At 32.4% G+C, this 11,559-nt stretch carries 17 protein-coding genes and 2 pseudogenes; 11 read left to right on the top strand and 8 right to left on the bottom strand.

All coding sequences use genetic code 11. From position 1 onward, the window contains the following. Positions 1-182 precede the first annotated feature (182 nt). Together B5P42_RS07590 and B5P42_RS07595 are read left to right on the top strand one after the other, a co-directional pair. Complete coding sequence (locus B5P42_RS07590; protein ID WP_088031431.1) at positions 183-416, top strand: hypothetical protein; 234 nt, start codon at positions 183-185, stop codon at positions 414-416. 238 nt (positions 417-654) lie between these two features. Then, positions 655-888 (top strand): YuzF family protein, encoded by a 234-nt coding sequence (locus B5P42_RS07595; RefSeq protein ID WP_088031430.1) that lies wholly within the window; start codon positions 655-657, stop codon positions 886-888. 67 nt (positions 889-955) lie between these two features. On the opposite strand, the gene B5P42_RS07600 is transcribed toward B5P42_RS07595, so the two are convergent. The 5 genes and pseudogenes from B5P42_RS07600 to B5P42_RS07620 all read right to left on the bottom strand — a co-directional run bounded on the left by B5P42_RS07600 (position 956) and on the right by B5P42_RS07620 (position 3,205). Continuing rightward, entirely contained in the window at positions 956-1,231 is a 276-nt protein-coding gene (locus B5P42_RS07600) for a hypothetical protein (protein WP_113733930.1), read from the bottom strand. Positions 1,232-1,709: 478 nt separating this feature from the next. Continuing rightward, positions 1,710-1,919, bottom strand: a pseudogene (locus B5P42_RS33085) (hypothetical protein). A gap of 435 nt (positions 1,920-2,354) precedes the next feature. Continuing rightward, positions 2,355-2,564 carry a glycine zipper domain-containing protein gene (locus tag B5P42_RS07610; RefSeq protein ID WP_000764047.1) on the bottom strand — a complete coding sequence of 70 codons (210 nt, stop codon included), beginning with the start codon at positions 2,562-2,564 and terminating at the stop codon, positions 2,355-2,357. 92 nt (positions 2,565-2,656) lie between these two features. Then, a pseudogene (locus B5P42_RS07615) lies at positions 2,657-2,890 on the bottom strand (DDE-type integrase/transposase/recombinase); the annotation flags it as partial. Between the two features lie 114 nt (positions 2,891-3,004). Then, positions 3,005-3,205, bottom strand: a complete 201-nt coding sequence (locus B5P42_RS07620) for a DUF1657 domain-containing protein (RefSeq protein WP_088030966.1) — start codon at positions 3,203-3,205, stop codon at positions 3,005-3,007. A gap of 209 nt (positions 3,206-3,414) precedes the next feature. On the opposite strand from B5P42_RS07620, the gene B5P42_RS07625 reads away from it, so the two are divergent. Next, a complete protein-coding gene (locus B5P42_RS07625) occupies positions 3,415-4,641 on the top strand; it encodes a phospholipase D-like domain-containing protein (protein WP_113733931.1) in 1,227 nt (408 codons plus the stop codon). A gap of 196 nt (positions 4,642-4,837) precedes the next feature. Here B5P42_RS07625 and B5P42_RS07630 read toward each other — a convergent pair whose 3' ends face one another. Then, entirely contained in the window at positions 4,838-5,308 is a 471-nt protein-coding gene (locus B5P42_RS07630; RefSeq protein ID WP_113733932.1) for a hypothetical protein, read from the bottom strand. Between the two features lie 273 nt (positions 5,309-5,581). Between B5P42_RS07630 and B5P42_RS07635 the strand changes: the two genes are divergently transcribed. From B5P42_RS07635 to B5P42_RS07645, 3 genes are all read left to right on the top strand, one after another. Beyond that, positions 5,582-5,971, top strand: coding sequence for a YflT domain-containing protein (locus B5P42_RS07635; protein ID WP_000448809.1), 390 nt, complete (start codon positions 5,582-5,584; stop codon positions 5,969-5,971). A 50-nt stretch (positions 5,972-6,021) separates the two neighbouring features. After that, positions 6,022-6,222 carry a CsbD family protein gene (locus B5P42_RS07640; protein WP_000004264.1) on the top strand — a complete coding sequence of 67 codons (201 nt, stop codon included), beginning with the start codon at positions 6,022-6,024 and terminating at the stop codon, positions 6,220-6,222. Between the two features lie 74 nt (positions 6,223-6,296). Continuing rightward, a complete protein-coding gene (locus tag B5P42_RS07645) occupies positions 6,297-6,548 on the top strand; it encodes a GlsB/YeaQ/YmgE family stress response membrane protein (RefSeq protein ID WP_000522906.1) in 252 nt (83 codons plus the stop codon). A 163-nt stretch (positions 6,549-6,711) separates the two neighbouring features. Here the strand turns inward: B5P42_RS07645 and B5P42_RS07650 are convergent, their stop codons facing one another. Then, entirely contained in the window at positions 6,712-6,912 is a 201-nt protein-coding gene (locus B5P42_RS07650) for a methyltransferase (RefSeq protein WP_107887136.1), read from the bottom strand. Positions 6,913-7,108: 196 nt separating this feature from the next. On the opposite strand from B5P42_RS07650, the gene rsbV reads away from it, so the two are divergent. The 5 genes from rsbV to B5P42_RS07675 all read left to right on the top strand — a co-directional run bounded on the left by rsbV (position 7,109) and on the right by B5P42_RS07675 (position 10,501). After that, entirely contained in the window at positions 7,109-7,447 is a 339-nt protein-coding gene (gene rsbV / locus B5P42_RS07655; protein WP_113733933.1) for an anti sigma b factor antagonist RsbV, read from the top strand. A gap of 6 nt (positions 7,448-7,453) precedes the next feature. Then, positions 7,454-7,936 (top strand): anti-sigma B factor RsbW, encoded by a 483-nt coding sequence (gene rsbW, locus B5P42_RS07660; RefSeq protein ID WP_113733934.1) that lies wholly within the window; start codon positions 7,454-7,456, stop codon positions 7,934-7,936. Beyond that, the gene (gene sigB / locus B5P42_RS07665) at positions 7,899-8,675 is read left to right on the top strand and encodes an RNA polymerase sigma factor SigB (protein ID WP_002188580.1); all 777 of its coding nucleotides are present in this window, start codon (positions 7,899-7,901) and stop codon (positions 8,673-8,675) included. The genes rsbW and sigB overlap by 38 nt, the downstream gene beginning before the upstream one ends. Positions 8,676-8,745: 70 nt before the next feature. Then, entirely contained in the window at positions 8,746-9,186 is a 441-nt protein-coding gene (locus tag B5P42_RS07670; protein WP_000017756.1) for a ferritin-like domain-containing protein, read from the top strand. A 172-nt stretch (positions 9,187-9,358) separates the two neighbouring features. Then, entirely contained in the window at positions 9,359-10,501 is a 1,143-nt protein-coding gene (locus B5P42_RS07675) for a fused response regulator/phosphatase (protein WP_113733935.1), read from the top strand. Positions 10,502-10,687: 186 nt separating this feature from the next. Here the strand turns inward: B5P42_RS07675 and B5P42_RS07685 are convergent, their stop codons facing one another. Next, complete coding sequence (locus B5P42_RS07685) at positions 10,688-11,545, bottom strand: CheR family methyltransferase (RefSeq protein ID WP_113733936.1); 858 nt, start codon at positions 11,543-11,545, stop codon at positions 10,688-10,690. Positions 11,546-11,559 lie beyond the last annotated feature (14 nt).

Here is an 11,559-nt window from a genome sequence, read left to right on the forward strand (position 1 = left end):
TAATAGGAAGGAGAGGGTCGGGGTTATCATAGTGGAAAGCTTAACATTGGTAGGATTTCTTTTCATGTTATATACATTAGTTGCTAAAAAAACAAACTAATTATTTAAAACGATATATGGTTTTCTTTTTAAGGGCGAGATTTATTTGATAGTGAAATGGATAATGTAAAGGAGGAATTTAGATGGATGCAAGGAAAGAACGCATAAAATACGAAAAGATGTCAAAGAATTATGATCGTATTTATTTAGTTTCGTTTATCCTATTAATTATACTTGTTTGTAGTAGTGTGATTATCATAGGAGCTACAGGAGGAAAATATGGAGTGTTTTTATTGTTAGCAATTTTACTTAACGCACGTATTACGAAAGAATCTCAGAAAAAGTATGAGCAGTATGCTAACAAAGGGCGTATTTAAAATGACACATATCTTGAAAAGAACAACCTGAATGTACATTCAAAATATCCATATATTATCACCTATTAACTAGTAAAAGTAACTTTATATAAATAATTTTTTAGCAATTTAGAAATAGAAACCGTACCTTATTAAAATGTTATTTCCATTCCTATAATGAATTATCCTTCTAGCATATTTATAAGATTTATATCATATATTGGGAGAAAGAATGCAAGTTAGAAAGGAGTCTTATAGAATGAGTTATTCGGAAGGAAATGACTTGAGTGAACAACATATGGTAAGTGCACCCAATCCCTACGTATATCAGACATTACAATCAGTAATTGGTAAACAGGTGGTTATTGAAACTGTAAGAGGTAATGTAAGAGGAAAGTTAAAAGATGTGAAACCAGATCATTTACTCATTGAAGATACGGTGCCATATATTGTACGCATTCAACAAATTGTATGGATTATGCCAAAACAATAATTAAATTACATCTAATTTAATTTATAACAGATTGGCGTCATAGACGACCCAATAAAAACACAGGGTTTTATCTCTGTGTTTCTTCAAGTTTTCGTTTTTGAATATATGCTTGAGCATGAATAATTTCTTTCTGAAGTTCTGTTAATTCTTCCGTAGATCCTGATTCAATCCTCATGTACGTAGTAACTAGACTAATCATCATATCCATCTTCTCTACTATATTTTGAATGACCTGTTCAGATTGTTCTTTTTTAGGGTGTTGTATTGCTATTAATACATTTTCTAAATAATTGTTCTTTCTTTGCTGGATATCATTAATAAACTGTTTTGTGTTTGAGTTCATTTGTTTTTCCTCCATTTTGTATATATTTCCATTCTATCATATTTGAATAGAAAATATTGGATTCCCCTAAATTCACATCTGTCTCGTACATCTCCTCAAATATACAAACTAATTCCTTAACGTACAGGGAACCGGATAAAATGTGTCTAAATTATGTCTAAACGTACAATTTTCTTTTTTTGATATGGTGACCCCATGCCCATCAACTTAAGAATTTGCTTTACCCCCAAGTGTAAAAAAAACGCCATCCTTTCCTATAAGTCTACAGAAAGAAAGCGTATTTTTTCATTTTAAGGGGTATTTTATTTTGTTAGCTTGATAGCGATGTGGCGGTACCCCATCGCTATCAAGCTAAGATTTTAAAGTACCCCCTAAATGGAATTTTTTTATAGCACCGAAGTTCATTTTTATGATTTTTGGGGAAGAATGTGCTTCTTAACTTGATACCGCAAAAAAACAAACAGGAATGACTATTAAGTCATTCCTGTTCCTTAAAGAAACCTTCTATGGTACTAGTAACTTCCTTGAATGCTTCACCTTGGACACTAGAAATTGATAATCATCCAATTATATTTTTCCACTGTGAATTTACACTATCCCAGTTATCATCCCAATTTTCAGTAATATGCTTATAAGCTTTAAAAGGTTTATCACGACTTGGTGAAACATATTTTAAAGCATCTATCAACTCTACAAACTCCAAAACACTTCAGGCCCTTCTTTTAGAATTGGAGTTACCTCTTCGTTTCGAGATAAAACTTCCATTTAGGTGGTGCTATTAAATTTGAAAAGCTAAAACAAGCATAACCCCGTTCTAAATTTAGGACGGGGTTAAAATATAGTTGTTTAATTTCCGATATAAGATACTTCACTGTACTCAAAAATATAACAATAAAGTCGATTGATAATCTAAGGTTTATTCAGCAATAGCGCCCGATTGCGGAAGACTAAGAAAATGATTATGATTGCTGCTTATAGCTTGTTGAACTAACGCACACGTTACTTTAAGTGAATTGATTCAAAATCTTACTGGGAATTTACCTAAAAAAGCTGAATTAACTTAATAAAAAAAAGGACTCCCTTTTTGGGAATCCAATTCATTTAGTGTCACTTTGGTTAAAGTCTAATCTTCTCGGTTCGCAACACTGTCATTAGCCTCATCGGCACCTTCGCCGACTTTGTTACCCATCGCTCCTCCTGCAACAGCTCCTGCAACGGTACCAAGTGGACCAAGAACAGAACCCAAAGCAGCTCCAGCGACAGCACCGACACCAGTTCCTACCGCTTCGCCAGTATCATTATCAACACGGTTACGTTCGTTTTTATCAGCCACTCATCTCACTCCTTATTTAGAATAGGCAAGTGCATTCCAGCACAATACCTTACATATTTTGACCTATAAGGACAGATTTATGCGAAGTGTTAGAACCCTGAGGATTTAGCAAACCGGCGCTTTACATAGCGATGATCTTGTTCTATGTAATTATTGAAATGTTTGATTGTAGAATGAGTAGTACTTTTATAAAAGTCATTCACCTTTAATTTTTTGAGTGAACAAAGTAAAGAAAGGGCCTTATCTGTTGTCAGAACCGTTGGTTCTCCAAAAGTTTGAACGAGTCGTTTCATAAAAGCATACGCAGATTGTGTATTCCGTTTCTTAAGTTGATGGGCATATGGCGATACCCTTTAATCGTAATCAGCATTATGATAATCGTTATTTAAGCTGGGCACTCTTCCATGGGGACGATATTCTATGTGAAAGGTATTATGTTATTACTTGTACTGAGGCTCTTCATGTTCAATTTGTTGAAGACGAGGATTTAAAGATTCAATAATTTCTTGAGTTTGTTGTGCTGCACCTTTATATAATTGTTTTGCTTGCTTGTTATCAGTATCAAGAACAAATCCTTCTAGGCATGCTTGAGCACCCTTTAATCCAGCGATAGTTTGTTTAAGTTTAGTACTTACTGTCATGTAGTATTCCTCCTTGTAAATGTACTTCAAAATATAGAATGCCTATTTTGTTATCATAATACGATTTCCAATTTTAGGGATTTGCGAATGAGAAATTTTATAGTTAATCATTCAAAGGAGAATTTTTAGCTAATAGATGTATGGAATAGTTTTGTCCCAATAACAAAAACTAACAGAAATAAAACGATAATATATAAAGGAGATTAAATATGCTGAAAAAGATAGGAAGAATTTTCCGAGTATTCCTCTTTTTATTTATCGGTGGATGTTTAGTTCTGTTTGGTTGGGGGGAAATTGACAGAACAATAGCCGAAAAAAATGGGGTATTTAGCCAGAATTCTAGTCAATACCCTATGCGTCAAAGTGATATTACTATGTATACAGATGGGAAACAGTTAAACAATCAATTATTCTCAGATATAGAGAAAGCAAAGCATTACGTGCATATTAACTTTTTTTCTATTGCTGATGATAAAGTAAGTCATCAGTTTCTAGAGCTATTGCGAAAAAAAAGTCAGGAAGGTGTAGAAGTATACTATGCAGTGGACAGGTTAGGTGGAATTTTACTAAAGAAAAAGGAAAGAGAATTATTAGTTAAAAAAGGAGTTCATTTTACATATTACAATAAACCTGTTTTCCCTTATCTTTTTTCTTCTTTGGATCATCGGAATCATCGTCGTATTTCAGTTATTGATGGAAAGGTTGGTTACATTGGCGGATTCAACATCGGAAAGAAGTATTTGGGAGAAAAAGAAAAACTTGGTTATTGGAGAGATTATCATCTTCAAATACGAGGAGAAGGAGTTCAAGATTTAGAACACCAATTTGTATTAGACTGGAATAAAAACTCAGAGAAACCGATTCCGATACACAATGCGGTAAAGGAAAAGGGAGCAACCTCGCAAAGATTTACTGCATATTATAGTGGAGAAAAACTTGGGCAAGATTATGCAATGCTGTTTCAACAAGCAAAAGAATCCATCATTATATTAACACCTTATTTTATACCAAAAGACAGAACTATTTGGAACGCATTAGTAGATGCAAGAAAGAGGGGAGTCCGTGTCAAAATTCTATTCTCACCTCATTCGGATGCACTATTAGTTAAAGAAGCAGCATATCCATATATCCGAAAAGCATTAAAACAGGGGATGGAAGTATATGGTTATAAAAATGGGGTGTTACACGGTAAAGTATTTTTGATTGATGAAAAAGTATTGATGGTTGGGACCGTGAATTTTGATTCACGCTCGTTTCATTTAAATGAAGAAATGAACTGTTATATTCATGACCCTATCTATATTTCGAGAATAAAACCAGTGATTAATGCAGACTTACAAAATTCAAAGCAAGTAACATCCTCTGACGTCAATCAATTATCTATAAAAGAAAAAATGAAAGAAAAGGTTGCAAAAATGTTTGAGTATTATTTGTAAAGACAAAGTATTTTTTGTTGAGCACAGGGATTTTTTCATGAAGAAAAGACACCTTATAAGGTGTCTTCCTTCGACTTGGAACATTTTAAGTTTAATAATATACGGTCTCGCCACTTACCTATTAGGCTGAAATTTTATAGTGTTTCTGAACAAAATTTTGTGCTAATTTTGAATCCTTAAGTTGATGGGGATTCTTTTATGTTTTATCATTTTTAAAAAAATCCTTCATTATCTTAGCGCCTTTAATATTCACCGTCACAGCTTCTACTTTATCTTTCTTCTCATCTTTAGCAATCGTAATTTTCTCCTTATTATCAACCCATACAAGAAACTCTTCTTTTGCGTCATCTTTATATGTAACGGTAATAGTAGAATGTGCAGATTCTCTCTTTTTTTGATCTATTGTGATTGTTTTTGGTGTTCCGTTTTGGACTGCTGAAGCGATTGATTGTATCATTTCCTCGTTATCTGTTTGAGATTTGGAACTAGTATTACTTGTTGTTCTAAGCATCTCAATGTTGGTAATGTCTGCAGAGTTTAATTGAATGGTATTTTTCGTATTTTCTTGCTTAGTTGTTGGAGCATTGTTTGTAGTAGAAGTGCTTGTACAACCTATTAAAGTGAAAGATAGAACACTTAGAGCGCATATAGATATGATTTTTTTCATAGTATCCCTCCTTACGCTTAATTATAACAATTTTCTGTTATTTTAGGTAGTTATTGTAAGGAGATAATTTTGTAAATCATAGGGAGACATGTTTACTAGTTTTAATGATGTTCGTATGAATAATATGAAGCGTATATATGAAAAATATGCGGTTCATTCTCTATCAAAATCAAAATTCACATAATTTTTTTCATATTTTATGTTTAACATTTCGAAAATGGGTGTATTACATATAATATAATAAATAATTCATTTTAGAGGAGGAAGTTAAAGATGGAAACGAAGTATAGTAAACCTTTTGTATATGAATTTATTACGGAGAAAGAGGTCATGAATGCGGCGAATGATCTAGTGAAGAAAGGAATCGACCAAAAAGATATTTACGTATTAACACATGAGAAAGAAAGGACAGATAGAATCGCAGACAATGCAGACGTGAATACAATTGGAATAAAAGAAGAGGGACTTGGGACAAGTATTATTAATGTTTTTCAAAAAACAGGAGATCAGTTAAGAAATAAGATGCAAGAATTAGGACTTAATGAGGAAGAAGCTAACTTTTATGAAGAAAAACTGGATGAAGGGAAAATCTTGTTATTCGTTAAGGATTTAGAAAGAGTCGGTGAATGGTTACAAGAAAGAAGATGCACGTATTCTATTTAAATTCATACTCTTTAAATCTACAAATCTATTACGAAAAGGAGATTGGAAATATGAGTGAGAGCGGGCTAAAAGAACAAATTACTGGTAAAGTTGAAAAGAAAAAGGGGCAAGTAAAAGAAGGAATTGGTGAAGTTACAGAAGATAGAGAGTTGAAAAATGAAGGGAAGTGGGAGAAGACGAAGGGAACTGTAAAAGAAAAAGTCGGAAAAGTGAAACAAAAGATAAGTGATGGATTGGATAACAAAGAATAATACATGTTTATCAAGCTTTGGTTAAACGCCAAAGCTTGATAAATCCATTATAAAAATATATAGGAGGTCTAATTGTGGGACTTATTATTACGTGTATTGTAGGTGGACTTATTGGTATGTTAGCTGGAATGATTACAGGAAAAGACTTTCCTTTAGGTATAGTTGGTAATGTTATTGCTGGATTAATCGGATCTTGGGTAGGTAGTGCCTTATTTGGTCACTGGGGCCCTGAATGGGGAGGCATCTTTATTCTTCCAGCTTTATTAGGTGCAATCGTCTTTATTTTAATCGTTACATTCTTTTCTAGAATGCTACGGAAAGCGTAAGTATGATAATGAATAGTAATCTTAAGTTTATTATATGTAGCTATAAAGTTAATAAACTGATAAAAATACATAAAAAAGCATCCAATTAAAATAATTTGGATGCTTTTTTAATGTATTTTACATAGGAATCAGTGAGGATGGCCCCACTGATTGAGATTACATATTAAGCTATCGTTACTTTTTTACAATTATTTATTCTTACGACCTGCCTTGGTTCTATATGAGATAAGTCCTCGCTATTACCTATATCAACTACAATTGTATTCGTTAGTATATTAATAATGGAACCAATTAATTTTGTAGCATGATCGTGTCGATAAGAAAATTGAACAAAATCTCCCTTTTTAAAGTTGTGCTCTTCCATAGATAGATCCCCCTAAAAATAATGTTTATACATTATACATACACAAATTTATAAGGTTTAAACATTTGGTAGTATTTTTTTAGTGTTAAGCTGAGAAAGGTGTAGAAAATTTATTTATAATTAAAATGAAAAAATATGTTTAAAACTAATTTTTATGGGTAATTAAATAGTAGTAGTTTGAGATAAGGGGGCGGAAATGATGAATTTGGCAATAAATATTTTGCAAAATGATTTAGGTTATACGGTACAACTTAATGGTGAGATTGATGCGTATACGGCATCAGATTTAAAAAATAAGATAATGCCTATTGCAAGCGAGAAAGAGGTTTATATTGTAGTAGATTTTAATAAGGTAGAGTATATGGATAGTACAGGGTTAGGTGTTTTTATAGCTCTATTAAAAGCAATTAAGAAAAATGATGGAAAACTAGAGTTTGTTGGTGTATCTAAAAGACTAAAAAGATTATTTGATATTACAGGGTTAACAGAAATATTAAATTTGAATTCTGATTTTGAAAAAGTAGAAAGAAGGTGACTAGGGATGATGGAGAAATTTGAAACGATAGAAATGAAAATTCCTGCAAAAGCAGAATATGTGGCTATTATTCGCTTAACAATGGCTGGTGTTGCGAATCGAATAGGCTTTGCTTATGACGATATAGAAGATATGAAAATTGCTATTAGTGAAGCATGTACAAATATTGTACAACATGCATATAAAGAAGACGTTGGAGAAATTACAATTGTCTTTGGTCTATATGAAAATCGATTAGAAATTATGGTTGCGGATAATGGGGTTAGCTTTGATTTTAGCACCTTAAAAAGTAAAGTTGGTCCGTATGATATTAATAAACCAGTAGAACATTTGCCGGAAAATGGTTTAGGTTTATATTTAATAAATACGTTAATGGATGATATACAAATTATGCATGATGAGGGCATGACAGTTTTAATGACAAAATATATACAAAGAGAGCAGGTGGAGAATGATGGAAATCCAATCTCAACCTACAAATCTTACTAAAGAAGACGTTATTAAACTAATTGCAGAATTCCAACAAAACCAATGTGATGAAGCGCAGGAAAGGTTGGTTAATCACTATAAAAATCTCGTATATTCCATTGCATACCGCTATTCAAAAGGTGGGCCGATGCATGAGGATATTATACAAGTAGGGATGTTAGGGCTCTTAGGCGCAATAAGAAGGTATGATTATTCGATAGGGAATGCTTTTGAACCGTTTGCAATACCTACGATAGTAGGGGAAATAAAGAAGTATTTACGTGATAAAACTTGGGGCGTTCATGTTCCAAGGCGAATTAAAGATTTAGGCGGGAAAATTAAACTTGCGATAGAGGAGCTAACAGATCACCTACAACGTTCACCGAAGATTATAGAGATTGCGAATCATTTAGGACTATCCGAAGAGGAAGTTCTAGAAATTATGGATGCTAAAAATAATTATCAAGTATCTTCCTTAGATGATGTAGTTGAAAATTCATCTGATGGAAGTTCGGTAGCGAGAATTGAATCTGTAGGTGAAGTAGAGCAAGGATATGAACAGACAGAAAGACGTCTCGTTTTAGATGATATTTTTAACGTATTAAATGATACGGAAAAGAGTGTTATTCATTATATATTTGGAGAAAATTTAAATCAAAAGGATACAGGAGAGCGGTTAGGTATTTCACAAATGCACGTTTCTCGTATTAAAAGACAAGCGATAAGTAAATTGAAGCAAGCGGCGTTTTTAGATACATAAAAAATTTAAAATAATTATGTTTAAAACATGAGAAAAGGGGTAGTTATTAAGTATAGGAGGAGATATTAAAATGTCACACGATGTGAAAGAACTAATCGAAGGATTGAATGAAGATTTAGCAGGAGAATACTCGGCAATTATTATGTATAACCATAATGCAGCTACGGTTTCTGGTATATATAGACAAGTGTTAAAACCTTTCTTTGAATCTGAAATTAGTGATGAACAAGGACATGCCCTATATTTAGCGGAGAAAATTAAGACGCTAGGTGGTACACCTACTACGATCCCTTTACCAGTGAAACAAGTAGAAGATGTTAGAGAAATGTTAGAATACGCTAGACAATCAGAATATGAAACAATTAAGCGTTATGAAACGAGAAAAGAACAGGCAGCGAAATTAAATATGACAGAGTTAGTTGTAAAGTTAGAAGATATGATTGCAGATGAAACAAATCATATGGAAGAATTAGATCGTCTTTTAAATGACAAAGCAATGGTGTTAAATTAAAAGTGGAAATTTATAGAATGAAAGAACAAATTCTCATTTCTGGGGGTTTGTTCTTTTGTTGTATAAATATGTTTAATTAGGAAATTTTCATTTTGTAACTGAGTATGTAATACTAGAAAAATAGAAAATTACAATAGATTTAAATTTTAAATAAGAAAAGGGGAAATGACTTGTGTCCATTTTAATTGTTGATGATAATCCGGTTAACATATTTGTAATTGAGAAAATTTTAAAACAAGCCGGATATCATGATCTTGTATCACTTAATTCTGCACAAGAACTCTTCGAATACATACATTTTGGAAAAGATTCTTCCAGGCATAATGAAATTGATTTAATATTGTTAGATATCATGATGCCTGAAATTGATGGACTTGAAGTTTGTAGGCGATTACAAAAAGAGGAGAAGTTTAAAGATATCCCTATTATTTTTGTAACAGCCTTAGAGGATGCGAATAAATTAGCCGAAGCTCTTGATATAGGTGCAATGGATTATATTACGAAACCTATAAATAAAGTTGAACTATTAGCACGTATGCGTGTAGCATTACGCTTAAAATCGGAATTGAATTGGCATAAAGAACAAGAGGAAAATCTTCGTAATGAATTAGATTTAGCTACACAAGTACAAAGAAACTTATTAAGTAGCCCATTAAGAGAAGATCATATAAAAATTGAAGCAAGTTACTTACCTTCATTCAAACTAGCTGGAGATATGTATTATTGGTATAAAATCGATGAAAACCGCTACGGTATTATATTATTAGATGTGATGGGACATGGTGTATCTGCTTCATTAGTTTGTATGTTTATTTCGTCTGTATTACGTGAAACGATTAAATGTTTAATCGATCCAGAACTCGTCATTAAAGACTTAAATAAATATATGACTCTTTTACATAATGAGAATGACAATATTCCATATTATTTTACAGCAATATACTTAGTAGTTAATACAGAAAATAGAACAATTGAATATGTAAATGCAGGACATCCTTCGGGATACGTTTTAGTTGATGAAACAAATGTAGTTGAACTAGATCGCGGGAGTTGTGCGGTAGGATTTTTTGATGAAATAAAAGTTGAAAAGACAGTTATACCTTTTGAGAAGAACGCTCAAATATTATTGTTTACAGATGGTGTACTTGAAGCAATTTCAAATGATGAATTTGAGTCTGAAGAAAAGTTACGTACTTTTACAGAAAGAAAATGGGGAGATTTAGAAGAAGAGATAGAAGGGTTTTATAAGGAAGAACAGAAGAAAACACAATCAGATGATATGTGCCTAATTATGATACAAACGAATGCGAAATAAAAAGCGTATGAAATCCAAACAGAGGATTTCATACGCTTTTTACCCCGCTATTTGTGGGCAGTAAGACTCCCACCAAAAAAATTAGTCGGAAGCAAAGAAGGTAGGTGGGAAATCAACTGCCCGTAAACGCCCGATTGGTTCAACTAATAATCAGAGGGGAATCCCCCCTCTGATTAAAGTTTCACTTTATTGTATTTTTTGATAGATTTGTTCGTTAGGATTAAACTGGATATAATGCGGCATTATATTTGAAAAACGAAGAGTTTCTTTATTTCCTAAACATAGGAATCCATTGTGGCCTAAACTTTCATAAAATAGTTGCTGTACTTGGTTTTGAAGTTTACCTGTAAAGTAAATTAAAACGTTACGGCAAAGTATAATATGAAATTCGTTAAAAGATTGATCAGTTACTAAATTATGCTGCGCAAAAATAATGTTTTGTAAAAGGGATGGATTAAAATAAGCAAAACGACTATCTGTTGAATAATAGTTAGAAAATGCTTGTGTACCGCCAGCTTGTAAATAGTTTTTCGTATAAGTTTGCATTTTATTTAACGGAAGGATGCCTTGTTTTGCTTTTTCTAACACATTTGTATTCATATCTGTTGCGTAAATAACAGCTTTTTCACTTAATCCTTCTTCGTGAAGTAAGATGGACATTGATAACACTTCTTCACCAGTTGCGCATCCAGCATGCCAAATTCTAATTTCAGGATACTTTTTTAATTCAGGAATAACATGTTCTCTTAACGCTTTAAAAAAAGTAGGGTTACGGAACATTTCAGTTACATTAATGGAGAAATCATTTAATAACTGTTCTAAAAACCCTTCCTCATGAATTACTTTTTCAATTAATTTTGAAATGGTTGGGATATTAGAGAGCTGCATTCGATTACAAATTCTTCTATAAATAGATGTGCGAGCATATTGGCGAAAATCGAAGCCAGATAGTTTAAATACCGCTTCCAATAGTAATTCAATTTCTAAGTTCGTGCGCTTATCCATATCTACGGATGGATCAAAATTATAATACTTATTTTCCACTTAAATTAAACCTC

The sequence above is a fragment of the Bacillus sp. SRB_331 genome (assembly GCF_003264175.1).
GTDB classification, from domain to species: domain Bacteria; phylum Bacillota; class Bacilli; order Bacillales; family Bacillaceae_G; genus Bacillus_A; species Bacillus_A mycoides.